Raw genomic sequence first — 26124 nt, 5'->3', positions numbered from 1 at the left:
AGATGTAGGGCAGGGCCTACATCTCCACTCATACAGGGGTTACTTGCCGAACTCCGCCGTTCCGACGGTCCAGGCCTTGGCCTGATCGCTGAGCGTGAAGCCGAGGCCCGGGCGGTCGGAGAGATGCATCCTGCCGTCGCGGGTTTCGAGGTGCTCGTCGAACAGCGGATCGAGCCAGTCGAAGTGCTCCACCCACGTCTGCAACGGGTACACCGCCGCGAGGTGGAGGTGAATCTCCATCGCGAAGTGCGGTGCGAGCTGCAGGTTGTGGTGCTCGGCCAGCGAGGCCAACTTGAGGAACTGCGTGATTCCGCCGATACGCGGGGCGTCGGGCTGAATGATGTCGACCGAACCTGCCTCGATCAAGCGGACGTGCTCTCCGACGCTGGCCAACATCTCACCGGTCGCGATGGACGTGTCGAAGGTGCGCGCGAGCATCGCGTGACCTTCGGCGTCGTAGGCATCGAGCGGTTCTTCGATCCAGACGAGGTCGAACTGTTCGAGAATGCGGCACATACGGTTCGCCGTCGGACGATCCCATTGCTGATTGGCGTCGACCATGAGCGGGACGTCGTCGCCGAGGTGCTCGCGGACAGCTGTGACGCGGGCGATGTCGGTGCGCCAATCCGGCTGACCCACTTTGAGTTTGATGCCGCCGATTCCGGCCGCGAGGGATGCCGTCGCATTGTCCAGGACTTCTTCGATCGGGGTGTGCAGGAACCCGCCGGAGGTGTTGTACGTCTGCACGGAATCGCGTGTCGCACCGATGAGTTTCGCGAGCGGCAGCTGCGCACGCTTGGCCTTGAGGTCCCAGAGTGCGATGTCCACGGCCGCGATGGCCTGTGTGGCAACGCCGCTGCGCCCGACCGACGCCCCTGCCCACTGCAGCTTGGTCCAGATCTTGGCGATGTCGCTGGGATCCTCGCCGATCAACACCGGTGCGATCTCTTTCGCGTGTGCGAACTGGGCCGGTCCACCGGCACGCTTGGAGTAGCTGAAACCGATTCCTTCGTGGCCCTGCTCGGTTCTGATCTCCGCGAACAGGAACGCGACCTCGGTCATGGCCTTCTGCCTGCCGGTCAGAACCTTGGCATCGCTGATGGGGTTCTTCAGCGGCAGCGTGATCGACTTCAGCGTGACGTGTGCGATCCGGTCGATGGTCGCGTCGCCGGCCGCGAGGGCCTTGATCGCCGCGTCGGGTGCGGTGAGGCCGCTGGTGGGCTTCGAGGTTCTTGTCTCTACGTCGATGGACACTGCGACTGATCTCCCTTGAACGGCTGGTGGTGTACCTCACACGCTAGGGGGTCCATTCATTCAAGTCCAAGACTATTTGTGGATACATCGATACTGGTTCAGCATCGCCGACGCGGGATGGAAATACACCGGACTGCATGCATCTCCATCCCGAAAGCCCGTCAGTCGACGAGGCGTTCGCCGGTCACGGTCGAGAACAGATGCGTCCGCTCCGCCGCATAGGACAAGGTGATCTTCTCGCCCCGACGTGGCGGAATGCGACCGTCGGCGCGCACGACGATGGGCTGCTTGGCTCCGTTCACGTCGGCCTGGCCGTAGACGTAGGCGTCGGCGCCGAGTTCTTCGACGACGTCGATGGTGACCTCCAGGCCCTCTCCCGTCGTGATCTCCAGATCCTCGGGACGTACGCCGAGCGTGACCGAGCTTTCCCCGATGCTCGCAACAGCCGAGCGTGGGACCGGCACGATCTCCCCACCGAAGCTGACGCCGCCGTCGACAAGCGGAAGTTCCAGAAGGTTCATCGCGGGCGACCCGATGAACCCGGCGACGAACACGTTGTTCGGGTGCTCGTACATCCGGCGCGGAGTGTCGCATTGCTGCAGCACGCCGTCCTTGAGCACCGCGACGCGGTCGCCCATCGTCATGGCCTCGACCTGGTCGTGGGTGACGTAGACGGTGGTGGTGGCGAGGCGACGCTGGAGCGCCGAGATCTGCGCGCGCGTCTGCACACGCAGCTTGGCATCGAGGTTGGACAGCGGCTCGTCCATGAGGAACACCTGCGGCTTCCGGACGATCGCGCGGCCCATCGCGACACGTTGACGCTGACCGCCGGACAGCGCCTTGGGCTTGCGGTCGAGGAACTTGGTGAGGTCGAGAATCTTGGCCGCATCCTCGACGCGCCGCTTGATCTCGCCCTTGTCCTCACCCGCGATACGCAGGCCGAAGCCCATGTTCTCGCCGACGGTCATGTGCGGGTAGAGCGCGTAGTTCTGGAACACCATCGCGATGTCGCGGTCCTTCGGCTGGAACTCGGTGACGTCGTTGCCGCCGATGGTGATCGCGCCGCGGTCGACGTCCTCGAGCCCCGCGAGCATGCGGAGCGACGTCGACTTTCCGCAGCCGGACGGGCCGACGAGGACGAGGAACTCGCCGTCCTCGATCGCCAGATCGAGCTGATCGACGGCAGGCTTGTCCCCGCCGGGAAAGAACTTGGTGACGTTCTCGAACGCAACTGTTGCCATGATGGGTGTGCTCCTTCACCGGCAGGAACGTGCCGGACGATCCGAGTGGGAGGTGAACGTAGTGTTCATGTATGTGAACTTGAGTCAAGATGGTGACTTCGTTTCGAACTATGCACTAACGTGATGCGCAGCACAAGACTTTTCGACGGAAACGAGGAAACATGACGACGCTGTTGATCACCGGCGCGGCCGGAAACATGGGCAAGATGCTCCGGCCACTGCTACGTCGCCCGGACCGGACACTGCGGTTGTTCGACATCACCGAGATAACCGATATCGACTACGCCACAGAAGAATTCGTCCAAGGATCGGTCACGGATCGCGACGCCGTATCGCGTGCGGTCGACGGCGTCGACGCCATCCTGCATCTCGGCGGCCTCAGCACCGAGGACTCCTGGGCCAACATCCTCTCGGTCAACGTCGACGGCACCCAGGCGATCTTCGACGCTGCCGTGACCCACGGAGCGACCCGGGTGGTGGCAGCGTCGAGCAATCACGCGGTGGGCTTCTGGACGCACGACGAGGCAGGCGGAAAGCCGTTGCCCGGCGACGTCGGCCCGCGTCCCGACGGCTTCTACGGCTGGTCGAAGGCTGCCGTCGAAGCACTCGGACGGCTGTATCACGATCGTTTCGGAATCGACGTGGTGAATCTGCGCATCGGATCGAGCTTCGAGAAGCCACCGAACTACCGCGGCCTGGCCAGCTGGATGTCGCCGGCCGACACCGCCCGCCTCATCGAAGCGTCACTCTCCGACAGCGCCAAGGGATTCCACACCGTCTGGGGAATCTCGAAGAACTCCCGCGCCTGGTGGTCGGGCGAGCAGGGCGCCGCCATCGGATACGAGCCCCAGGACGACGCCGAGCAGTTCGCCGACGAATTCCTCGCCGACCACGAATGGACCTTCGACGACCCGATCCTCCAGCGCGTCGGTGGTGCCTTCTGCGACCACCCACTGGGCACACGCATGCACTAGTGGGCTGCCCTGTTCGCACCGAACGTGGCGTTCGGTCACTTGAAGTGACCGAACGTCACGTTCGGTGCGGCGGGGGTGAGCGGCTAGGAGTAGTCCGCGATGACGGAGCCGAGGGCGTTCAGCTGTGGCTTGTTGACCAGTCCGAGGTGGTAGAGGTGGAGTTCGTTCGCCCCGGCTGCGACGGTGGCGGCGACGTGGGCGCCGGTGTCGTCGAGTTTCTTCGGCGGCAACACGGAGACGTAGGCGCCGACGGCGGTGTTCTCTCCCACCAGGGCGCGGGTGCGCTGCACGACGGAGACGGTTTCGGCGGTTCCGGGCCAGGCCGAGACGAGGACGGCGTCGACGTCGGAGGCGGCGGTGCTGGTCAGGGCAGGCGATGGGCCGGTCTTCCAGGGATCGGGGTGGCCGTGCAGCGTGACGCGGACGTCGGGCGACTCGGTTCGGACGGCGGCGAGTACTGCTCCGCGCAGCCGGTCGGCGTCGGCGTGGCGCACAGTCAACACGGCGTCGGCTTCCACGCCGTCGAGTACGTCCTCGATCGTCGACGACGGCGCCAACGTTCCCGCGGACAATGCGTCGATTCCGTCGCGCAGTTTCGCGACGATCTTGTCCGAGTCGACGCCGTGTTCGGCCCAGGCGGACAGCTCGCGGGGAGTGCAGCTGATCGACATCAGGGTGTCCCCGATTCCGGGGTAGGCCCCGTCGGTCTTCTCGTGCGGCCCGACGTGCGCGATTCCCAGCTGACCTGCGGCTTCGACCGACACGCCGTACACGTCGACACCGCGGATCGCTTCGCTTGCCAGGGTGCGTGCGTACGCGACGATGTCCGGGTGGCCGGGTGCCAGTGCGTACGGGTACCGGTCGCCGAATGCGTTGACGACGGTTGCGCCCGGGTTGGCCTGGCCGATGATCGTGCTGTGGGACAGCACGATCCACGCGTGCACCTTGATTCCGGCTGCCACGAGAAGCGCGGCGGCGTCGCCGAATGCGTCCTCGGAGCCACCCCATGATGCCGTCGGGGCGGCGATCGCAAGGCCGTCCCACGCGTCGCCGCGCACGGGCCGGTACAGAGCCGCGTGGTGGGCGTCGACCACTTTGTGCTGCGGATGCAGGGGGGTGGCTGCGCGGGTCGAGTGGTAGCTCGCGGCGAGCGCGACCTCTCGAACGCCGAGGTCCAGGGCGCGCTGGACGAAGTGCGGGTCGCCCAGCACGTCCCACGGGTAGGCGTGCGCGACGATGCGGTCGACGGTGTGCTCGGACATTCAAACCCCTCAGGATGGATTCAACAGATGGGACGGAGTTCACACATGGGAACACATGACGAGCGCGGCTGTCCACGATCGGACCGTCGAGCAGCGATCCTCCGCGCCCTGGGGTCCACACCCGACCTGCACGAGGGCACTCCCCACGTCGCCTTCGGCCGCACGTGGCACGTCGACACAGCCGCAGACACGGAGAACTCCGGCGTCGACGGCATCGAGTTGACCTGGACGGTCCCCGGGGAGACGGCTCCGACCGAGGCCTGGCTGCTGACGCCTGCGAACCGCACGGACCGTGACCTACCCGCCGTTCTGCTCCTCCACGCGCACGACGGGATCAAGTTCCACGGCAAGGAGAAGGTGGCCGACGGTCCGGACGGACCGATCGCCGCCCTGTCCGACATGCGACGACGCGGGTACGACGGTAGGTCCGTGGCGGCGGGACTCGTCGCCGCCGGCTTTGCCGTCCTGGTGCACGACGTCTTTCCCTGGGGCAGTCGCCGGGTGGCGTGGGAGGACTTTCCCGAGCGAGCGAAGAAGGCAGCCGGCGCATCGGCGCTGGATTCGAGCGCTCGGTACGAGGTCGCGGCTCGCGAGCACGAGCACGGACTGGCGAAGACAGCTGCCTTGACCGGGTCTTCGCTGGCTCGACAGGTTCTCCGGGAGGACCTGGTGGCGCTGGAGGTGCTGCGGGGGATTCCTGGTGTGGATGCGTCGAGAATCGGTGTCACCGGGTTCTCGGGTGGAGGCGCCAGGGTCGCGCATCTGCTCGCCGCGGCGGAGGTGAAGGCAGCGGTGATCACCGCGATGATGAGCACGTTCGCCGACGTCGCGGACGGTCACGCCGACGACACCACCTGGCTGATGATCACCCCAGGCCTTCCGGCCGTGTGCGATTGGCCGGACGTGGCCGCCTCCGGTCTCCCGACGCCGTTGCTGGTTCAATTCGCCCGGCGTGACAGCCATTTCGGACCGAAGGGCATGTCCGACGCAGAAGCTGCACTTCAGCACGCGTACGGAGGATCCGACGCGCTCACCACCCAGTGGTTCGAGGGCGGCCACGTGTTCACCTCGGACATGCAGGACGCCGCAGCTGCGTGGTTGGACAGAATGGTATGACCCGTCACGCTTGACACGGCTTGTGACTGCGGTCATAGTAAGTCACAGCAATTCACATATAAGACGTGAGTTCATATACGTGAACGGATGAGAGCGATCGAGCGACCCTAGAACGACGCCTGAACGACGCGCCCGTACCGCAGCGTCTGCGGCTCGCTCGCCCAGCCCCGTCACCCGGAACCCCGTCACCCGGAACCCCGTCACCCGGACTTACCTGAACCGTTCCTCTTCACGCCCACCGGAACCCATGCCGCACAGGCCCGTCACCCTCGGAGCGTCACCCATGGTCACCACCACCGAACCCAGATCGGGAGGAACGGCTGCGTCCACCGCAGCTGCCCCGATCCGGAAGAAGCGCCGCATCTCGGCGCCCTACATCCTCATCGCACCCGTCGTCGTACTGCTCGTGGTCTTCATCTTCTACCCCGTGGGCAGTGTCTTCTACTACAGCCTGCAGTACTACAACCCGACGACGCCGTGGGACAACGGTTTTGCCGGCCTCGAGAACTTCAAGCTCATGTTCGCCGACGACGCGTTCTGGAACAGCCTCGTCGTCACCGCCAAATGGGTCGGTGTGCAGGTCGTCTTCCAGCTGATTCTCGGACTCGGACTGGCGCTGCTGGTCAACGAGGTCTTCCGCGGTCGCGGACTCGCCCGCGCGCTCGTGTTCTCGCCGTGGGCCGTGTCCGGAGTTCTGACGACCGGCATCTGGCTGCTCATCTACAACCCGTCGACCGGATTGTTCAAGCTACTCGGCGACATGGGCATCGGCGACGGCACGGCCGCGCCCATCGCCGATCCCGACACCGCGTTCTGGGCCACGTCGGTCGCCGAACTGTGGCGTGGTGTCCCGTTCTTCGCGATCCTGATCCTCGCGGAACTGCAGAGCGCACCGAAGGATCTGTACGAGGCTGCGAACGTCGACGGCGCCAACCGCTGGCAGCGGTTCCGTTTCGTCACCCTCCCGCACCTCAAGGCCGTCATCATTCTCTCGACGCTGCTTCGCGGCGTGTGGGAGTTCAACAACGTCGACCTGCTGTACACACTGACCGCCGGTGGACCGGCAGACGTCACGACGACGTTGCCGCTCTACGTCTCGCAACTCGCCACCACTGCCCAGGACTTCGGATACGGCTCGGCACTGACCACCGTGGCATTCGTGATCCTGCTCTTCTGCTCGATCCTCTACTTGCGCCTGAGCAAGTTCAACAGCGACAAGGCCTGAGAACATGACCACTACCGCCGATCGACCGGTGATTACCACCCCGGCACCCGACTCCCACACCGAACTGCGCGTGCACAAGACCAAACCGCGTTTCTTCAGCGTCGGCTTTCCGCTCGCGCTCTACCTTCTGTTCACGCTCGTTCCGTTCTACTGGATGATCGTGTTCGCGTTCCGTCCCGCGGGATCGAACTCGATGCTTCCCTGGCCCATCACGTTCGATCACTTCGACACCGTGTGGAACACACTGGGTTTCAGTTTCTTCTTCAAGAACTCCCTGATCGTCGCCGGATTGTCCTTGGTCCTGACGACCTTCGTGGCCCTGGCAACCGGATACGCGTTGGCTCGCTTCAAGTTCCGCGCCAAGATCCCCCTCGTCATGGCGTTGCTGTGCAGCCAGTTCGTGCCCGGCGCCATGCTGCTCATCCCACTGTTCCAGGTGTTCCGCGAGATGGGACTGGTGAACAACCTGTTCGGCCTCATCGTCGCCGATACGGTGTTCCAACTGCCTTTGGCCGCGATGCTGATGGCAGGCTTCATCTCCCAGATCCCCGTGGAGCTCGAAGAAGCAGCGATGGTCGACGGATGCTCCCGCATGAAAGCGTTCCGTATCATCATGCTGCCACTGCTGCGGCCCGGCCTCATCGCCGTCGGCTCGTTCGCCTTCATCGGCAGCTGGAACAACTTCCTGTTCGGCCTGATGTTCATCAGCAGCCAGGAGAAGTTCACGCTGCCAGTCGGATTGAGCTACACCATCGGTTCCTACAACGTCGACTTCGGCGTCCTCGCGGCCGGCGGTCTCATCGCTGCAGTGCCCGTCGTCGCCGTTTTCGCCGTCATCCAGAAATACCTCGTCCAGGGCCTCAGCGCCGGAGCGGTGAAGGGCTGAACAATGACGACCACACATTTCGCCAGAAGAACGTTCCTCGTCGGCGCCGTCACCGCACTCGTCCTCGCCGGATGCAGTTCGGAAACATCGTTGCCCGACGGCGCACTGGGCGACCCGAACAGCGGCACCCTCACCTTCTGGGACAACAATGCCGGACCGGATCGAACTCCGCTGTACGAGGAGCTGATTCGCCGTTTCGAAGCTGCGAATCCCGGTATCGACATCGAGTACGTCGGTCTGCCGTCGGACAGTGCGCAGCAGAAGTACCAGACGGCACTGGCCGGCGGCTCGGCCCCGGATCTCGGCATCGTATCGACGGCCTACCTGGCTCCGCTCGTCGCTCAGAACGCCGTCATTCCGTTGGACCAGTTCCTCGACGCCTCGCCTCAGAAGGCGGACTACGACCCCAAGATCATCGAATCCGCGCGTGAGTCCGGCGGCGGAGAGGTGCTCTACGGTCTGCCGTTCACCAGTAACAACGCAACGCTGTGGTACCGCGCCGACTGGTTCGACGAGGCAGGCCTGGAACCACCGGACACCTGGGACGAGTTCTACGAGGCGTCGGACGCACTGACCGACAAGGCCGCCGGCCGGTACGGATTCACCATCCGCGGCGGAGCGGGATCGATCTATCCGCTCCTGCAGCACATGTTCGCGACGACCGGTATCGAGAACTTCTTCGACGGCAGCGAATCGACGGTCAACCGCCCCGAGATGGTCGAGGCCATCGAACGATTCGCCGCTCTGTACGACGTCGACACTCCCACCGCCGACGTCAACAACGGATTTCCGCAGATGGTGGCCAGCTTCGGGGGCGGGTCGGTTGCGATGATGCAGCACAACCTCGGCTCGCTCAGCAACCACAGGAAGGCGCTCGGCGACAAGGTCGGCGCAGTGGCACTTCCGCTCGCGGACAACGGCGTCCGCACGGTGATGACCGACCCGTTCCCGTCGTACACGGTCTTCAAGTCCAGTCAGCACCAGGCTGCAGCGTGGAAGTTCCTCGAGTTCATGACGTCTCCGGAGGCGCAGGCGTACTGGAACGAGAACGTCGGCCAGATTCCGGTCAACACCGTTGCGCGATCGGCGCCGTCGTTCCAGGACATGCCGTCCGTACAGGCCGCTCAGGCCGCACTCGACGACCCGAAGACCGTCCTGGTCACGCCGCCGGACTACCTGCCGGACTTCGGCAAGATCGTCCAGGTGCAGATGCTGGGCCAGTGGCAGAAGGTTCTGATCGGGCAGCTCAGCGCCCAGGACTTCGCCGACGACTTCGCCGAGAAGCTCAATCGTTCCAAGGCCAAATACGATGCCCGTCAGGGCAAATAGGGGATAAGCACCATGTCCAGCGTCATCACGGAAGTTGCCGTGCAGGTGTTCAAGACGGAGGCGCGCACGTCGGTCGACTCCTACGGACACCGTCACCCCGGCCCGTCCAGCCAGTCCACCCAGGCGTTGCTGCGCATCACCGACTCCGACGGAGCCAGCGGCTACGTTCTCGGCAAGCCCAACTACCTGCGTCAGGACCAGGTGGAGCAGTACTTCCAGTCGGTCCTGATCGGCACCGATCCGCTCGCCCGCGAGTCCGTCGAGAAGAAGTTCGCGATCCGTCAACGCACCAAGGCCGTCGAACTGCCCGAGCACACCCTCAGCTACGTCGACCAGGCTCTGTGGGATCTGGCGGGCAACAAGTTCGACACACCGGTGTGGAAGTTGCTGGGCGGAGCCCGCTCCGAGGTGAAGGCGTACGCGAGCACCATGTGCGGTGACGACATCGAGGGCGGCCTGTCCTCACCGGAGGACTTCGCGTCCTTCGCTCGCGATCTGAAGGCACGCGGCTACCAGGGCATCAAGCTGCACACCTGGATGCCGCCGCACCCCGGCGCCCCCGACCTCCACCGCGACATCGACGCCTGTGCCGCGGTGCGCGACGCCGTCGGACCCGGCTTCTCACTGATGCTCGACGGCTACCACTGGTACTCGCGCACCGAAGCCCTCACGTTGGGCCGCGAACTCGACCGGTTGAAGTTCGCCTGGTTCGAGGAACCGATGGACGAGTTCTCGTTGCGTTCGTACAAGTGGCTCGCGGACCAGATCGACACCCCCGTCATCGGTCCCGAGACCACTCCGGGACGGCACAAGTCGAGGTCGGAGTGGATCGCCAACGAAGCCTGCGACATCCTGCGGGTCGGCGCGATGAACGGCGGCGGGATCACGCCGGCGATGAAGACGGTGCACATGGCCGACGGGTTCGGGCTCGAGTGCGAGATCCACGGCAACGGTGCCCCCAACCTCGCGCTCGTCGGCGGGGCGCCCAACGTTCACTGGTACGAGCGGGGGCTGCTGCACCCGCACACCGACTACGACTGGGTTCCCCCGCACCTGAAGTCCATCGTCGATCCCATCGACGAGAACGGAATCGTGCACATGCCGGACCGCCCCGGCCTCGGTGAAGAGATCGACCACGAGTACGTCTCGGAAAACCTCGTCGAAGAATACTGATGTCTGTAGGTGAAACTGCGTTCCAGATGAGGGACACTGTCCTCATGGTGAACGATGTCAAGGCTCCCGCACCCGCTGCTTCCGACTCCCAGCCGGTGAAGTCTGCGGAACGGACCATTCACATCCTCGAGACCTTGGCCGCCTCGCCGACCCGGATGAGTCTCGGCGAGCTGCAGGAGGCGTGCAAGTACCCACGGTCGTCCTTGCACGCCCTCCTGCGCACCCTGAAGGAACTGCGGTGGATCGAGGCCGACGAATCCGGTTCGCGCTACGGCATCGGCACTCACGCACTGCTGACCGGCACGTCCTACCTCGACAAGGATTCCGTCGTGGGGCGTGCCGCCGCAGTACTGGAGGCGCTGCGATCGGACGTCCGGCACACCGTTCACTTCGCCCGACGCGACGAGGACCACGTCATCTACCTCGCCAGCCGGGGCTCGAAGCTGGAAGTCCGGCGCATGCACCGCGTCGGACGCAAGCTGCCGTGCCACGTCACCGCTCTGGGCCAGGCGCTGCTGGCGGAGCTGACCACCGACGAGGTGACTCAGCTCCTGCCCCAGCAGCTCGAGCGGTACACCGACAACACCATCGTCGACCGCGACGCACTGATCGCGGAGCTGGCCGAGGTGCGCAAGCGCGGGTGGTCACTGGAGCAGGAACAGGGAACGGTCGGCGTGGTCTGCATCGCGACGGTGGTGCCCTACCGCATTCCCGCAACCGACGCGCTCAGCGTGTCGATGCCCGCGGAGGTGGCGTCGTACCCGGGTGAGCTGGAACGTATTGCAGGCGTCCTGACCAAGCATGCCGACGCCTGGGCTCGTGAGCTCCGCGCCGAGGGCGTGCGCTGACCCGGCCGAGCGTTCACAGGCGAGAGATGTTGGCGGCGATGTCCGCGACTCTCCCGACGAACGTGTGGTGGGTGACGCCGGAGGAATGCGGGGTCATCAGAATGTTGTCCAGATCCGCGAAGGGCAGCGTGCTCGGCTGTCCGACGCCGTCGGAGCCGGGGTATCGGTACCACACATCGATCGCGGCAGCGGCAATCACATTCCGGGACAATGCATCGAACAGTGCCTGCTCCTGAACGAGTGGACCACGGCCGACATTGACGAGGACGCCGCTACTGCCCAGCCCGGACAACTCGTCCGCGCCGATCATGCCGCGCGTCGCGTCGGTCAGCGGCGCCGACACGACGACGACGTCGGACCATTCCATCAGTTTTCCGAGTTCGGCGGTGCTGCCGAACCATTCGAGGCCGACGTCGGCTGCTGTACCGCTACCGGTCACTGCGGCTCCGTGCGCTCCGTAGGCGTCGAACAGCCTCCATGCCTGGCGGCCGATGTGCCCGAAGCCGACGAAGCCGATCCGGGCACCCACGAGCGACAGTGGTTGCGGAATCGACGGGTCGTAGACGGAGGTGCGGAAAACGCCGGTCCGCAGCGCCCGGTCCTGCGCCAGGAAGTTGCGCCGCAACATCACCGTCGCGGAGACGATGTATTCCGCTATCGACCGTTCGTGGTGAAAGGTGGTGCACACCTCCACGTCCGGGCTCAGTCCGGATCGGTCGACGTTGTCGGTTCCAGCACCGACGACGTGAACCATCGTCAACCGGGACCCGGCCGCACCCATCGCTGCGCTGAACTTTCCGCCCACGTACACGTCGGCGTCGGGCAGTTCCTCGAGCACACGAGATTCGTCGAACGGAACCACCCAGACCACTTCGGCCCCGACGGGTAATGCCTTCTCGAACTCCGCCTTGTGCGGCAGTACGTTCCGATCACCGACGACGATTTTCAGCGCGCGTGCAGTCATCGCAGTAGTGCCGGTCGCTTGCTGTCGAAGGCCCATCCGTCGATCAGATATTGCATCCCGATGGAGTCGTCGCGAGCACCGAGGCCTTCACGCTGATACAGCTCGTGCGCGGCATCGACTTGCGCCCAGTCCAGTTCGACGCCGAGACCGGGCTTGTCCGGCACCGTGAGGTATCCGCCGTCGATCTCGAAGGGCTCCTCGGTCACTCGCTGACCGTCCTGCCAGATCCAGTGCGTGTCGATTGCGGTGATGTGACCCGGTGCAGCGGCGGCAACGTGGGTGAACATGGCGAGCGATACGTCGAAGTGGTTGTTGGAGTGCGATCCCCACGTCAGCCCCCAGGCGTCGCACAGCTGCGCGACGCGCACCGAACCGCTCATCGTCCAGAAGTGCGGGTCCGCCAGCGGAATGTCGACGGCGCCGGAGCGGATGGTGTGGCCCATCTCCCGCCAGTCGGTGGCGATCATGTTGGTCGCGGTCGGCAACCCGGTCGCCCGCTTGAACTCCGCCATGACCTCTCGGCCGGAGAATCCGCCCTCGGGGCCGACCGGATCCTCCGCGTAGGCGAGGACGTCGCGCAATCCGCGGCAGGTCTCGATCGCGTCCTTCAGCAACCATCCACCGTTGGGATCCAGCGTGATTCGAGCGTCGGGGAAGCGTCGGTGCAGCGCCGTCACGGCAGCCGCCTCCTCGGCGGCGGGAAGTACGCCACCTTTGAGCTTGAAGTCCTGAAATCCGTAGCGCGCCTGAGCGGCCTCGGCGAGTCGAACGACGGCATCGGGGGTGAGCGCCTCCGAGTGACGGATGCGAGCCCACTCGTCGGCACCTGCCGGCTCGTCGGATGCCGTCCGGTACGCCAGATCCGTTTTGGCGGAGTCGCCGACGAAGAACAGGTAGCCGAGGGCCTGGACCTTCTCTCGCTGTTGTCCCTCGCCGAGCAGCGCGGCGACGGTGACTCCGAGATGCTGTCCGAGCAGGTCCAGCAAGGCCGATTCGACCGCGGTGACTGCGTGGACAGCGATCCTCAGGTCGAACGTCTGCGCGCCTCGACCGCCGGAGTCCCGGTCCGAGAACGCTGTTCGCATCGACTGCAGGATCGCGTTGTACGCACCGATCGACCGGCCTTCGACCAGAGACCGGGCATCCTCGAGGCACCGCCGGATGGGCTCTCCACCAGGGACCTCGCCGACGCCGGTGCGGCCGTCCGAATCGGTGAGCACCACCAGATTCCTCGTGAAATACGGTGCGTGCGCACCGCTGAGGTTGAGCAACATGCCGTCGTGGCCGGCAATGGGGATCACTCGCATCTCGGTGACGACGGGGGTGGCGGTGGTGCGCGCGTTCATCGGTGGAACCTTCCGTGGTCGTGACTCGGCTCACACGAACCCTATGGTTCCGAACCTATGCGTGTCCAAGACGAGATAGGCATGGATCGATACCCCGCGGGTATCGATGCAGGGGCTATGGAAGCGCAAAGTATGGCTACCCTAATATCGAACGGTCAGAGTTGAACAGGTCTCGACAGGAAGCTGCCCGGATGCCCCCGTCCGTTCCCACTGAACGCAGCCCGTCGGAACCGAGGACGTTCGACGCCGTGACCCTGTCGTCGTGGTACGTGACGCCCTCCATGCTCCGCGTACGGCTGGGCGGTGCCGATCTGTCCGGCTTCGCGACCACCGGCGTTCCCGACGAGCGTCTTCGCTTGATCTTCGAGGACGGCACCCTGCGCAGCTACACCGTCCGCCGGTTCGATCCGGCCGGCCCTCACCTCGACATCGACTTCGTGGTGCACGACGGCGGTGTTGCCGCGCAGTGGGCAGTACGGGCGCAGCCGGGCGATCGCATCCGCGTCTCGGAGCCGCACGGATGGTATCGGCCGCCCATCGACACCGAATGGCAGCTGCTGGTTGCCGACATGACCGGATTACCTGCTCTCACCCGTGCCGTCGAACAGCTTCCCCGGGGCGCCACAGCGCACGTCATCGCGTCGGTGCCGAGCCGGGAGGACGAACAGCAGGTGCCGAGCGCAGCCACCGTCACGTACGAGTGGACGACCGACCAGGAGTTGCTCGCGGAAGTTCGATCCTTCGACAGACCCAGCGGCACCGGTTATCTGTGGGCGGCGACCGAAGCGTCCGACGCCCGGGCGATCCGGAAGCTCTTCCACCGCGAACTGGGGTGGACTCCGGACCGATTCGAGATCAAGGGCTACTGGCGACGCGACAAGGAGACCTGGCAGCAACGGTTCACGGAGGTCCGCGAGCACATCGATTCCGTTCGTGACCGCGCACTCGCCGAGGGCCTCAGCGGACACGAACTGACCCAGGTCGTCGACGCCGCCCTCGAAGAATCCGGACTCTGACCACCACACCACCACCAGGAGAAGAAATGACCACCCTCACCGCCCACGCACCCGTCACCGACGATCTCTCGCGTAGACACTTCGGAGCCGCGGCCGGCCTCGCGCTCGCGTCGCTGCTCGCGGCCTGCGCACCCGACAGCGACACCACACCCGCTGCAGACGACGGGACACGGACCCTCTCGACGCCCATGGGTGACGTCGTCGTCCCGGCCGGCCCGACGCGAATCGTCAGCCTCGACGCCTATGTGGGCCTGCAGACGCTCGACGAACTCGACGTTCCCGTCGTCGCCACGGGCACGCTGGGTGGAGGTGTCCGCACGCTGGTCGGCGAGGCATCGCAGCAACTGCCGTCCATCGGCGTCACCGCTCTCGGCGATGTCCAACTCGAGGCCATCGCGGCAGCGAACCCCGATCTGATCGTCGGACGTCAGCCCATCGGCGAGCCGTTCTACTCCGAACTGTCGACCATCGCCCCCACCGTGTTGATTCCGTTCACCTACTGGCGTGACCAGTACATCGACGTCGCCGACGCGGTCGGCCGCAAGGACGACGCCGTCGGTGCATTCGTCGGGCTCGACGATCGCATCGCCGATCTCCGAGCCGATATCGCACAGGCGTGGCCCGACGGACTCAGGTTGTCCGTGGTGCGCGTCTCGGACACGTCGGGCGACGTCCGGTCGTACAACACGCTCGCGGCGTCGTCGACGTTCCTGTACGCGGACATCCTGTCCGGCGCAGGGATCGCTCCGACGGCCGACACCGCGCCCGGTGCAGATCCGACCAAGGTCAACGTCGCCGTCAGCTCGGAGAACCTACCGATGATCGACGCGGACGTGATCCTCTACTACGTCGGCGCGGGGGGTCAGGCCGACGCGGGCGACGAGGTGGAGCAGTCACTGGTGTCCAGTCCACTCTGGTCGACGTTGTCCGCAGTGCAGGCCGGACGCGCCTACAAGGTCGACTCCGCGCCGTGGTTCGACGGGTACAACCTCACGGCCGCAGCTGCGGTCATCGACGATCTTCGACGCACCCTGCTCTCGTAGCTCACCTCTTCGGTAGCCCTCGTCGATCGATGCCGTTCAGGTATCGAAGGTAAGACTTTTTGACTTGGACACGTATCGATCGGACTCCTAACGTTGATGTCGAGTCCGAGCCACACCCTCACGCGGTGTCGCCGATCGAGTCGAGTACAAGGAGTCACCCATGACAGCATCACTGACGCAGTCCACCGAACTCACCGGCAAGTCGATCATTGCGGGCAAGGCGGTGCAGGGTTCCGGAACCGCCATCTACGGCATCGATCCGAGTACGGGCCAGTCGCTCGAACCGGCTTACCACCACGGCGATCTGGGCGACGTCGACGCTGCCGCTGCTGCCGCCTGGGCAGCGTTCGCGGACTACCGCGCCACCTCCTCCGAGACCCGGGCCCAGTTCCTCGACGCGATAGCCGACAACATCGCCGCACTCGGCGACACCCTGATCGAGCGTGCAGTCGCAGAATCGGGACTGCCTGTCGGACGCATCACCGGCGAAGTCGGCCGCACGACGGGCCAGCTACGACTCTTCGCTTCCGTACTCCGCGAGGGCAGCTGGAACGGTGCACGCATCGACCCCGCTCAGCCGGATCGCGCTCCGCTCCCCCGCGCCGACATCCGTCAGCGGAAGATCCCACTCGGACCGGTAGTCGTGTTCGGCGCCAGCAACTTTCCTCTCGCCTTCTCCGTCGCGGGCGGAGACACCGCATCCGCACTCGCCGCCGGCTGCCCCGTCATCGTCAAGGCGCACGACGCGCACCCAGGAACGTCCGAGTTGGTCGGACGCGCGATCTCCGACGCGGTGGCCTCCACCGGAATGCCGTCGGGCACCTTCTCGCTGCTCTACGGCTCCGGTCGCGGGCTCGGTACGGCGCTGGTGACGGACCCCCGCGTCAAGGCAGTCGGATTCACCGGATCACGTTCGGGTGGAACGGCTCTCGTCGCCGCTGCAGCAGGACGCCGCGAACCGATCCCCGTGTACGCCGAGATGAGCTCGATCAACCCGGTGTTCGTTCTGGACCACGCGCTGCAGACCCGCGGCGCCGACCTCGGCCGCGCGTTCGTCGCATCGCTGACACTCGGATCGGGCCAGTTCTGCACCAACCCGGGCCTGGTCATCGCCGTCGACGGCCCCGGCCTCGACTCGTTCGTCGACGCCGCGCGTGCAGCAGTGTCCGAGACCGCCCCGACGACCATGCTCACACCGAACATCGCCGCCAGTTACGCGAGCGGCGTCGAGGAACTCGCACAGTCGGCCACCGAGGTCGCGCGCGGGACGGAAACCGACGCCCCGAACGCCTGCCGCGCAGCGCTGTTCGTGACCGACGCAGATTCCTTCCTCGCGTCCGAGGTGGAGCAGCAGGAGGTCTTCGGTGCATCGAGCCTCGTCGTCAAGTGCACCGACGCGCAGCAGGTTCGGGACGTCGCGGCCCTTCTCGAAGGCCAGTTGACGGCGACGATCCACGCCGACGACACCGACCATGCCGAAGCCGGCAAGCTCCTGTCCGAGCTCGAGCTCAAAGCCGGTCGGATCCTGTTCGACGGATGGCCCACCGGCGTCGAGGTCGGACACGCCATGGTGCACGGCGGCCCGTTCCCCGCGACGTCCAATTCGGCCACCACGTCCGTCGGCTCGCTCGCGATCGAACGCTTCCTCCGGCCCGTTGCGTACCAGGACGTTCCGAACTCGCTGCTCCCCAGCGCTGTCGCGGACGGCAATCCGGACGGAATCTGGCGCCGCATCGACGGCCGACTCACCCAAGACTGACACCTTTCCCTCACCACACAGGAGATACGAAATGCTCGACGGAGTCCTCTTCTTCCCAGTCACCCCGTTCACCGCATCCGGCGAGGTCGACTACGACCTGCTCGCCGCTCACGTCGCCAAGGGCGTCGACGCCGGCCCGGGTGGCGTCTTCATCGCCTGCGGCACCGGCGAATTCCACGCCCTCGAAGCCGAGGAGTTCGGCAAGATCGTCCGCACCGCAGTCGACGTCGTCGCCGGACGCGTCCCCGTCTACGCCGGTGCAGGCGGATCCGTCGCGCAGGCAAAGGCTTTCGCCCGGAGCGCGAAGATCAACGGCGCCGACGGCATTCTCCTCCTCCCGCCCTACCTCGTGACGATGCCGCAGGCAGGGCTCGTCAGCTACACGAAGGCCGTCGCCGAGACCACGGATCTTCCGCTCATCGTCTACAACCGCGGCAACGCGCGCTTCACCGAAGCCTCCGCAGTCGAGGTCGCACAGTTCCCGACAGTCGTGGGATTCAAGGACGGCACCGGCGATCTCGACCAGGTCGGACGCATCGTTCGTGCAGTTCTGGACTCGCTCGAACCGTCGGGCAAGGCTTTTCAGTTCTTCAACGGCCTGCCCACCGCCGAGGTGTCGCAGCAGGCGTACCGCGCGATCGGCGTGACGCTGTACTCCTCCGCGACCTTCGCCTTCGCGCCCGAACTGGCACTGGCCTTCTACCAGTCCATGGAGAGCGGCAACGACAAGCTCACGGCCGCGCTGCTTCGTGAGTTCTTCCACCCGTTGGTGCGCCTGCGTGATCAGGTTCCCGGATACGCCGTCTCCCTCATCAAGGCAGGCGTCACCATGGAAGGCATCGAGGCAGGACCTGTCCGTCCGCCGCTCGTCGACATCAGCGCACCGCATCTGAGCGAGCTCACCGAGATCGTCGCGGCCGGTCGTGCAGTTCTGGCGAACGAGCTCGCGGTCCACTGATGCCCGGCAGTGTTCGCGGACCCGTCCGCATCACCGGCGCACGGATCACGCCCGTCGCGTTCGTCGACCCGCCCCTGCTCAACACCGTGGGTGTGCACCAGCCGTACGCGTTGCGCGCGATCATCCAGTTGGACACCGAGGCCGGCATCGTCGGCCTCGGTGAGACCTACGCCGACACAGCGCACGTCGCCAGGCTCGAAGCAGCCGCCGACGCCATCACCGGCCTGGACGTGTTCGCACTCAACGCGATTCGCACGGCCATCGACACGCAACTGGCAACGTCGACGATCACCGGTGGCGACGGCGTCGCAGGCATGATCACGACCGCGAGCACCACCGATCGCGTCTTCTCACCCTTCGAGGTCGCATGCCTCGATGTGCAGGGCAAGGCCCTCGGGCGTCCCGTGTCGGATCTGCTCGGTGGAAAAGTGCGCGACTCCGTCCCGTTCAGCGCGTACCTGTTCTACAAGTGGGCCGCGCATCCCGGCCGCGAGCCCGACGAGTGGGGCGAAGCGATCGATCCCGACGGCCTGGTTCGTCAGGCACGGAAGATGATCGACGAGTACGGCTTCGGCGCGATCAAGGTCAAGGGAGGCGTCTTCCCGCCCGACGAGGAGATCGCCGGAATCAAGGCGCTGCGGGAAGCGTTCCCCGACCTTCCCCTGCGGCTCGATCCCAACGCCGCGTGGACGGTCGACACGTCGATTCGCGTGGCGTCCGAGCTGGACGGCATCGTCGAGTACCTGGAGGATCCGACACCGGGACTCGACGGCATGGCCGAGGTCGCTCGGGAGGCGAAGATGCCTCTCGCGACCAACATGTGTGTCGTCGCGTTCGACCAGCTCGCACCGTCGGTGTCGAAGGACTCGGTGAAAGTGGTTCTGTCGGACCACCATTACTGGGGAGGGCTGCAGCGGTCTCGGTTGCTCGCCGGGATCTGCGACACGTTCGACCTCGGACTGTCCATGCATTCCAACAGCCATCTGGGGATCAGCCTGGCCGCCATGGTCCATCTCGCCGGCGCGACGGACAACCTCACCTACGCCTGCGACACCCACTGGCCGTGGAAAAACGAGGACGTGATCAAGCCCGGTGTCCTGAAGATCGTCGACGGATCCGTCGCCGTTCCCACCGGTCCCGGGCTCGGCATCGAGATCGACGAGGACGCACTCGCCGCGCTGCATCAGCAGTACCTCGATTGCGGACTCCGCGACCGCGACGACACGGGGTACATGCAGAGCATCGATCCCAGTTTCGTGAACACCAGTCCACGCTGGTAACTACATCGAGCAAGGCCACTCGTGGGTTAGGTTGATACCCGACCTGACCGCGAGTGGCCTTTTTCGATATCGGGAGTGAATGGGTTGTTTTCCCTCAATCGCCTGACCTGCTTCATCGCCGTCGCCGAGGAGCTGCACTTCGGTCGCGCCGCGGAACGCCTACACATGACTCAGCCACCGCTGAGCCGTCAGATCCAGCAGCTCGAGAACGAACTCGGCGTGCAGCTGATCGACCGCACCAGCCGATCGGTGATGCTCACCGCGGCAGGCATCGCCTTCCTCCCCGACGCCCGACGCATCCTCGACCTCGCCGAAGGCGCGGTACTCACCGTCCGGCGCGTGCCCACCGGAGACCTCGGTACCGTCGTCGTCGGTTTCACGGGAGCGTCGGCGCACGCAGTGCTGCCGCAGCTGTTGGAGAAGGCACGCATCGAGCTACCGGACGTCAAAATCGTTCTGCGCGAGATGGTGTCCGCGGTGCAGATGGAATCCCTCGCCATCGGAGACCTGGACCTCGGTCTTGCTCGACCACCGCTCAAACGTCCCGGCATCGCCTCCCGGCCGGTCCTGCACGAGTCACTCGTCGCTGCGCTGCCCGCCGACCATCCCCTCGCTGAACTCGACAAGCTCACCATCGCCGACTTCGACGACCAGCCGACCATCATGTACTCACCCGTCGACGCCCGGTACTTCCACGAACTGCTGATCAGTACGTTCACCGTCGTCGGCGTCACGCCCCGATACGTGCAGTACGTGACACAGGTCCACACGATGCTGGTCCTCGTGCGCTCGGGAATCGGAATGGCACTGGTCCCCGAATCGTCCACGACCATGCAACCGAGCGGCGTCGTCTTCCGTCCCGTCGAGACCACCCCCCGACGCCCCGTCGAACTCAACGCAGCCTGGCGCGTGGACAACGACAACCCCGCCCTGCACCGCTTCATGTCCGACGTCCTTCCGTCGCGGGAATGGACCTAGCTCAGCGGGCGTGATGTAACAGTTCCGCTCTCGGCAGGCGGGATCCCGTCCGAAAAACACGGAATTGTCACACGACACCCGGACGGCGCGACTTCCTGCGTCGTCGAACCACCTCGACGATCCGACGAGCGACCGCTTCCGGGTTCGACAACACATCCACGGCCGAGAACCGAAGGACCAGCCAGCCTTCCAGGACCAAGTCGTTCTGGCGTCGACGGTCCCGGCTGAACACATCCGGTGCACTGTGGAATTCTCGGCCGTCCACCTCGACGATCACCATTGCCCAGACGTCCACGAAGTCGCACAGGTACCGGCCGACCCAGTAGTTGGTCTCGAGGCGCAGGCCCAGGACGATGAGCCGGCGATCCAGCACACGCTCGGGCTCGGATGCGAACCCGGTTGCCGCCGACTCGAGCTGCCGGCGCGCGCGACCGTTACCTTTGCGCCTCGGGAACTCGTCCAACAAGGCGAGCACCTCTTCGGAGGGAACGTCGCCCGTGAGGCGCTCGTCGACGATGCGTGCCACGACCTCCGGCTCCATCACCGAAACGCGGTCGATCAGCGTCCGGGGCCGAGCGACCACCGGGAGCCCCTGGCATTCGGACAGCTCCCCGATCTCCAGCGTGCGTCGATGAACAGTCAGCCAGTCCGGCGTTCGCGCGGTGATTCCGATGGGCACCGTGAAGTCGTGCTGCTCGGGCGCATCGATCCACCCGAACAGCCACGCCGCAGTGCGATGACTGAGCACAGCCCGGGGTTGCCACAGCGTGATGGCATGACACCGGGCAATGACGGTGGGTTCACCGGAACAGTAGATCCGCGGCAGAATCCGTCGAAACCTACGGGAGATGGCGCTACTGGAGATACCCGACGCCAGCAATTGGTCTCTGGTGGCCAGTCCGTGAGGGTGCATGACCCGAAGTGTCGGACACCCGGCTACCCATGATTCGTCGTCGACCTGGTGTCTCGAGAAGCCTGTGGACAACTCGGTGACTGTGGACAACGGGCGTGGTGTAGCAGTTCCGCGCGTCTCGGGCGGGATCCCGCCTGAGATGAGCGGAATTGTGACATCTCACCCACGAGACTCTAAACTGATGTGTCCTCACACAATCTCGGAAAGTGGATCTCACATGCTCGGAATTTTGTTCTCCCTGTTCAGCGACGCGTTCAACATCTTCTCCAACGGACAGAGCCTCGGCTTCTGGTGATCCGTCGGATCAGCGGGGCAGACCTATTGCTGGTTTGACCGCCACCACCGGGCACTGAGCTTCCAGCAGTACTCGCTGAGAGATGCTGCCCAGGAACAGTTTTCCGACCGGTGATCGGCGCCTGATGCCGATCACCACCAGGTCGGTTCCCTCCGCGTAGGACAGGTCTATCAGGTTGTCGGCGTGCGAGCGCCCGGGTTCGTTGTCGTGCACCTTCACCACGACGCCGCCGGCTCCTGCCTCGTCGCGCGCGGATTCGATCGCAGCGCCGAATCCGTCTTCCGAGGCACTGTCCTCCTCGGCGACGACGACGAGGTCGACGCCGCGTTGCACGGCTTCGCCGAACGCGAAGGGCAGTGCGCCTCTACCTTCGACAGTCGGCGAGTAGCCGACCACGACGGTCATCGGGTCACCGGCGTCGTGAGAGTTCCGTTCGCCAGGAACTGGTCCAGGTTCTGCAGCGTCAGCGCTTCCATGGCTGCGCGTGTTTCCACCGTTCCACTGCCGACGTGAGGCAGCAGGACCACGTTGTCGAGGCCGAGAAGCTTCTCCGGTACCGACGGTTCGTCGGCGAAGACGTCGAGCCCGGCGCCTGCCAGCCTGCCGTCGGCGAGCCGTTCCACCAACGCATCCTGGTCGACGACGCTTCCCCGGGCGACGTTGACGAGGTATCCCTGGGGGCCCAGTGCGTCGAGCACGTCACTGTCCACGAGATGCTTGGTGCCCGAACCTCCCGAGGCAGCGACGATCAGGATGTCCACGCTCCCGGCAAGCCCTGCGGCCGTGGGCGAGTACGTGTACTGGGAGTCGGCGATCTCGTTGCGGTTGTGGTAGCCGATGGAGCAGCGGAACCCGGTGAGCCTGTCCGCGATTGCGCTTCCGATGCGGCCGAGACCGATGATTCCCACTCGCTTTCCGGTGACCTGCGACGTCAGCGGCGAGTTGCCCTCGGCGGCCCAGCGGCCTGCGCGGACGTAACGGTCGTTGAACGACACCTGCCGGAGTGCGTCGATCACGAGGCCCACCGCGAGGTCGGCGACGCAGTCGGTCAGGACATCGGGGGTGTTGCTGACCACGACACCGCGCGCGGAGGCAGCGTCGACGTCGGTGGTGTCGTACCCGACGCCGAAGTGCACGATCGCACCCAGGTTCGGAAGCTGCTCGATGAGTGTCGCGTCCACTCCCGTTCGGCCGGACGTGACCGCTGCGGTGATCGACTCGCCGTGCCGAGCCAGGAACTCGTCGCGCTCGGCCACATCGGGAAGGACGAGGGCGTCGTAGTCGCCGGCGAGCGTGTCCATCAGGGACGGCTTGAGCGGCCCGACCCGAAGCACCCGTCCGGTTCTGTTCGAATCACTCTGCACCGCAGATGATTCCGTGGCTCCAACCGTTGCCATAACTCAGCTCCTCACAGGACTCGCCGCGTGCGCGTTTTCCAGTACGCTATGCCGCCTCTCGGATACCTGTCCAACACGTAAATAACATGGATTGATACTCAAACGGCATTGTCGACGTACTTACTACACCCTATCTTCAGCTGAGCAACGCTGTCCGACCAGGTCAGACGCATCGTGATGTGACACAGACCTCGCGATGCGGGTCGATGTGACCCACAAAACCCCCTGGTTAGGGGCGATTGTCGTGTTGACGCCGATATGCGCCACTCCTACCGTGTGTCTACCGTCACAGATATGCGCTGCACCCGGTGCAGTCGCACTCCCCATCCACTTGGAGGTCACCATGAGCCCTGCACGAGCAGTGCAGCAGGGACGGACCACGCGCAGCGCGATCATCATCGCTGGCGCACTGAGCTTTTCGATGATCGCGAGCGGTTGCACGGTGGCGAACTCCGGCAGCGGTACCGCCGCGAGCGCGGACACCCTCCGCATCGTCCTGCAGGAAGAGCCGCCGACCCTCGAAGCGTGCGACGTCTCCCTCACATCGGTCGGAGTCGTCACGCGGTCCAACATCACCGAACCCCTGATGGAACGGAACCCGAGCGAGGGAACACTCGAGCCGAAGCTGGCCGACTCCTGGACCCAGGTGTCGGACCGTGAATGGACCTTCCAGCTGCACCCCGGCGTCACCTTCAGCGACGGCAGCCCGTTCGAGGCGGAGGACGCAGCGCACTCGATCGAGCGAGCCGTGAACTCGGACCTCGGATGCAACGTCGAGGGATACGTCTTCGGCGACGCCGACCTGGACGTGAAGATCATCGATCCACTGACCGTCAGCGTCGCGGCACCGAGTGCGGACCCGATCCTTCCGCTGAAGCTTTCGTTCGTCGAAATGGTGCCGAGGACCTACAGCCTCACCGAACGCGTGCGGGAGCCGATCGGCACCGGACCGTTCGCGATCGACAACTGGGATTACGGTCAGCGGCTGTCGCTCGTCCGCAACGAGACGTACTGGGGCGACAAGCCGGACTACGCCCGCGCGACGTACCAGTGGCGAAGCGAGGGCAGCGTCCGCGCGTCGATGGTGTCCAACGGGGAAGCCGAGATCGCCACCTCGCTCGGACCGGAGGACGGTGCAGGCGACCTCGGAGTCGCCTACCCGAACAACGAGACGACCGCGGTCCGCATCCAGCTCGAGGAGACTCCGCTCGACGACATGCGGGTACGTCAGGCGATCAACTACGCGATCAACCGCGAGGGAATCGTCGACGCCCTGTTCCAGGGGCTCGGAAAGCCTGCGGCACAGCTGGTCTCGGACGGAGTGATCGGATACAACGACGAACTCTCACCGTGGCCGTACGACCCCGCCCGCGCCCAGGAGCTGATCGACGAAGCGCGTGCGGACGGCGTACCCGTCGACACCCCGATCCGGCTCATCGGCCGTACCGGTCAGTTCCCGAAGGTCAACGAAACCCTCGAGGTCGTGCAGTACGCCCTGTCTCAGCTGGGGATGAACGTGTCGATCGAGATGACGGACTCCGCCGGAACAGCGGAGTACCAGGAACGCCCGTTCCCCAAGGTCGGCCCGTACCTCCTGGTCATTCAGCACGGAAATCAAGCAGGCGACGCCGCGTTCACCGCCGACCAGTACCTCATGAGCAAAGGGTTCCAGAGCGCAGGCGGAACACCGGAGTTCGACGAGCGCGTCCGTCAGGCCGCTGTTCTCACCGGCGACGCTCGGCAGGACGCGTACGCACAGCTGTTCGCGGAGGAGCCGAAGGAGATCATGCAGATGGCGTTCATCGCCCACATGGAAGGTGTTCTCGCCAAGGCGGATTCCGTCGACTACACCCCCAACTCGGCCACTGTCGACGAGATGCATCTCGCCGCGATGACCCGCGCCGACTCACCCGAAACGGACTAGAGGCCCATCATGTTCAGATTTCTGCGACGAAGGATCTACACCAGCCTGGTTCCGCTGATCGTCGTGCTTCTCGGTGTATTCCTCCTGGCCCGTCTCACCGGCGACCCGACGAGTCTCTACCTGCCGGAGTCCGCCACCCAGGCCCAGCGTGAGGCGTTCCGGGCGTCGAACGGGCTCGACCAGCCGCTCCTGACGCAGCTGTTCGATTACCTCAGCGGCGTCGTCCACCTCGACTTCGGTGACTCGCTGCGTACCGGTGAAGCCGCGTCGACGATGGCCCTTCGCGCGTTCCCCGCCACGCTGCAGTTGGCGTTCATGACGATGTTCCTGGCGATCGTCGGTGCCATCGTCATCGGGTGCTGGGCGGCGTACCGACCCAACTCCCTCGCCGACCGGATCTCGAGCCTGCTGTCCATGACGGCGGCGAGCATCCCCGATTTCTGGTTCGCGATCATGGGCGTTTGGCTCTTCGCCGTGACCTTCGGAGTGCTCCCGACGTCGGGAACCGGTGCAGGCATGCTGTCGTGGATCCTGCCGATCGCGACACTGCTCATCCGCCCACTGGGTGTACTGACGCAGGTCGTGCGAGGCGCGATGGTGGCCGCGCTGTCCGCGCCGTACGTCAGGCTGGCACGCAGCAAGGGCGCAAGCGACATCCGAGTGGTCACCCACCATGCACTGCGCAACGCAGCGGCACCGGCGCTGACCGTTGCAGGCGACCTCATGGTCGGTCTGGTCAACGGAGCAGTCGTCGTCGAGGCGATCTTCGGATGGCCCGGTATCGGCAAGCTCATGATCGACGCCATCCTGCAGCGTGATTTCGCGGTCCTGCAGGCGGCCGTGCTGTTGACCGCCATCAGCATCTTCGTGCTCAACATCGTCATCGACGCCTGCTACGCACTGCTCGACGCCCGTGTCCGCGACAAGGCGAAGGTCTAGGAGC

At 65.3% G+C, this 26124-nt stretch carries 23 protein-coding genes; 15 read left to right on the top strand and 8 right to left on the bottom strand.

The window, feature by feature from the left end:
• Window positions 1-39: 39 nt before the first annotated feature.
• Window positions 40-1254, bottom strand: a complete 1215-nt coding sequence (locus CH290_RS24710; RefSeq protein ID WP_020112357.1) for an L-talarate/galactarate dehydratase — start codon at window positions 1252-1254, stop codon at window positions 40-42.
• Window positions 1255-1415: 161 nt separating this feature from the next.
• Window positions 1416-2495, bottom strand: a complete 1080-nt coding sequence (locus CH290_RS24705) for an ABC transporter ATP-binding protein (RefSeq protein WP_019667807.1) — start codon at window positions 2493-2495, stop codon at window positions 1416-1418.
• A 161-nt stretch (window positions 2496-2656) separates the two neighbouring features.
• On the opposite strand from CH290_RS24705, the gene CH290_RS24700 reads away from it, so the two are divergent.
• Window positions 2657-3469 carry an NAD-dependent epimerase/dehydratase family protein gene (locus CH290_RS24700; RefSeq protein ID WP_033190307.1) on the top strand — a complete coding sequence of 271 codons (813 nt, stop codon included), beginning with the start codon at window positions 2657-2659 and terminating at the stop codon, window positions 3467-3469.
• An 83-nt stretch (window positions 3470-3552) separates the two neighbouring features.
• Here the strand turns inward: CH290_RS24700 and CH290_RS24695 are convergent, their stop codons facing one another.
• Window positions 3553-4731, bottom strand: coding sequence for a hypothetical protein (locus tag CH290_RS24695; RefSeq protein WP_033190308.1), 1179 nt, complete (start codon window positions 4729-4731; stop codon window positions 3553-3555).
• Between the two features lie 45 nt (window positions 4732-4776).
• Here CH290_RS24695 and CH290_RS24690 point away from each other — a divergent pair, with 45 nt between their 5' ends.
• The 6 genes from CH290_RS24690 (at window position 4777) to CH290_RS24665 (ending at window position 11308) form a co-directional block, all read left to right on the top strand.
• Entirely contained in the window at window positions 4777-5847 is a 1071-nt protein-coding gene (locus CH290_RS24690) for a dienelactone hydrolase family protein (RefSeq protein ID WP_033190309.1), read from the top strand.
• Window positions 5848-6130: 283 nt separating this feature from the next.
• Window positions 6131-7072: a carbohydrate ABC transporter permease gene (locus CH290_RS24685; RefSeq protein ID WP_033190310.1), complete on the top strand. Its 942-nt coding sequence runs from the start codon at window positions 6131-6133 to the stop codon at window positions 7070-7072.
• Window positions 7073-7076: 4 nt separating this feature from the next.
• Window positions 7077-7958: a carbohydrate ABC transporter permease gene (locus CH290_RS24680; protein WP_026348247.1), complete on the top strand. Its 882-nt coding sequence runs from the start codon at window positions 7077-7079 to the stop codon at window positions 7956-7958.
• A gap of 3 nt (window positions 7959-7961) precedes the next feature.
• Window positions 7962-9287: an ABC transporter substrate-binding protein gene (locus tag CH290_RS24675; protein ID WP_033190311.1), complete on the top strand. Its 1326-nt coding sequence runs from the start codon at window positions 7962-7964 to the stop codon at window positions 9285-9287.
• 12 nt (window positions 9288-9299) lie between these two features.
• Entirely contained in the window at window positions 9300-10460 is a 1161-nt protein-coding gene (locus tag CH290_RS24670) for an enolase C-terminal domain-like protein (protein WP_033190312.1), read from the top strand.
• Between the two features lie 44 nt (window positions 10461-10504).
• Window positions 10505-11308 carry an IclR family transcriptional regulator gene (locus CH290_RS24665; RefSeq protein WP_170947494.1) on the top strand — a complete coding sequence of 268 codons (804 nt, stop codon included), beginning with the start codon at window positions 10505-10507 and terminating at the stop codon, window positions 11306-11308.
• A 13-nt stretch (window positions 11309-11321) separates the two neighbouring features.
• Here CH290_RS24665 and CH290_RS24660 read toward each other — a convergent pair whose 3' ends face one another.
• Both CH290_RS24660 and CH290_RS24655 read right to left on the bottom strand, forming a co-directional pair.
• Window positions 11322-12257 (bottom strand): 2-hydroxyacid dehydrogenase, encoded by a 936-nt coding sequence (locus CH290_RS24660; RefSeq protein WP_230621088.1) that lies wholly within the window; start codon window positions 12255-12257, stop codon window positions 11322-11324.
• Window positions 12258-12268: 11 nt separating this feature from the next.
• Complete coding sequence (locus CH290_RS24655) at window positions 12269-13618, bottom strand: enolase C-terminal domain-like protein (protein WP_033190314.1); 1350 nt, start codon at window positions 13616-13618, stop codon at window positions 12269-12271.
• A gap of 191 nt (window positions 13619-13809) precedes the next feature.
• Here CH290_RS24655 and CH290_RS24650 point away from each other — a divergent pair, with 191 nt between their 5' ends.
• The 6 genes from CH290_RS24650 (at window position 13810) to CH290_RS24625 (ending at window position 20652) form a co-directional block, all read left to right on the top strand.
• Entirely contained in the window at window positions 13810-14634 is an 825-nt protein-coding gene (locus CH290_RS24650) for a siderophore-interacting protein (protein WP_033190315.1), read from the top strand.
• A 26-nt stretch (window positions 14635-14660) separates the two neighbouring features.
• On the top strand, window positions 14661-15677 hold the full coding sequence (locus tag CH290_RS24645) for an ABC transporter substrate-binding protein (protein WP_033190316.1): 1017 nt from the start codon (window positions 14661-14663) through the stop codon (window positions 15675-15677).
• 160 nt (window positions 15678-15837) lie between these two features.
• A complete protein-coding gene (locus CH290_RS24640; RefSeq protein ID WP_020112367.1) occupies window positions 15838-17436 on the top strand; it encodes an aldehyde dehydrogenase (NADP(+)) in 1599 nt (532 codons plus the stop codon).
• A 31-nt stretch (window positions 17437-17467) separates the two neighbouring features.
• A complete protein-coding gene (locus CH290_RS24635; protein ID WP_020112368.1) occupies window positions 17468-18394 on the top strand; it encodes a 5-dehydro-4-deoxyglucarate dehydratase in 927 nt (308 codons plus the stop codon).
• On the top strand, window positions 18394-19674 hold the full coding sequence (locus CH290_RS24630) for a glucarate dehydratase family protein (protein WP_033190317.1): 1281 nt from the start codon (window positions 18394-18396) through the stop codon (window positions 19672-19674). The genes CH290_RS24635 and CH290_RS24630 overlap by 1 nt, the downstream gene beginning before the upstream one ends.
• 84 nt (window positions 19675-19758) lie before the next feature.
• On the top strand, window positions 19759-20652 hold the full coding sequence (locus CH290_RS24625; RefSeq protein ID WP_019667790.1) for a LysR family transcriptional regulator: 894 nt from the start codon (window positions 19759-19761) through the stop codon (window positions 20650-20652).
• Window positions 20653-20719: 67 nt separating this feature from the next.
• Here CH290_RS24625 and CH290_RS24620 read toward each other — a convergent pair whose 3' ends face one another.
• From CH290_RS24620 to CH290_RS24610, 3 genes are all read right to left on the bottom strand, one after another.
• Window positions 20720-21565: an endonuclease domain-containing protein gene (locus tag CH290_RS24620; protein ID WP_080748787.1), complete on the bottom strand. Its 846-nt coding sequence runs from the start codon at window positions 21563-21565 to the stop codon at window positions 20720-20722.
• Between the two features lie 304 nt (window positions 21566-21869).
• Window positions 21870-22265: a universal stress protein gene (locus CH290_RS24615; RefSeq protein WP_020112372.1), complete on the bottom strand. Its 396-nt coding sequence runs from the start codon at window positions 22263-22265 to the stop codon at window positions 21870-21872.
• Window positions 22262-23257: a 2-hydroxyacid dehydrogenase gene (locus tag CH290_RS24610; RefSeq protein ID WP_230621086.1), complete on the bottom strand. Its 996-nt coding sequence runs from the start codon at window positions 23255-23257 to the stop codon at window positions 22262-22264. Before CH290_RS24610 ends, CH290_RS24615 begins: the two co-directional genes overlap by 4 nt.
• 343 nt (window positions 23258-23600) lie before the next feature.
• On the opposite strand from CH290_RS24610, the gene CH290_RS24605 reads away from it, so the two are divergent.
• Window positions 23601-25181, top strand: a complete 1581-nt coding sequence (locus CH290_RS24605) for an ABC transporter substrate-binding protein (RefSeq protein ID WP_033190331.1) — start codon at window positions 23601-23603, stop codon at window positions 25179-25181.
• A 9-nt stretch (window positions 25182-25190) separates the two neighbouring features.
• Window positions 25191-26120: an ABC transporter permease gene (locus CH290_RS24600; RefSeq protein ID WP_020112376.1), complete on the top strand. Its 930-nt coding sequence runs from the start codon at window positions 25191-25193 to the stop codon at window positions 26118-26120.
• Window positions 26121-26124 lie beyond the last annotated feature (4 nt).

Source organism: Rhodococcus sp. 06-156-4 (genome assembly GCF_002259345.1).
Classification (GTDB): domain Bacteria; phylum Actinomycetota; class Actinomycetes; order Mycobacteriales; family Mycobacteriaceae; genus Rhodococcoides; species Rhodococcoides fascians_E.
This window is presented reverse-complemented; position numbering and strand designations above follow the sequence as displayed.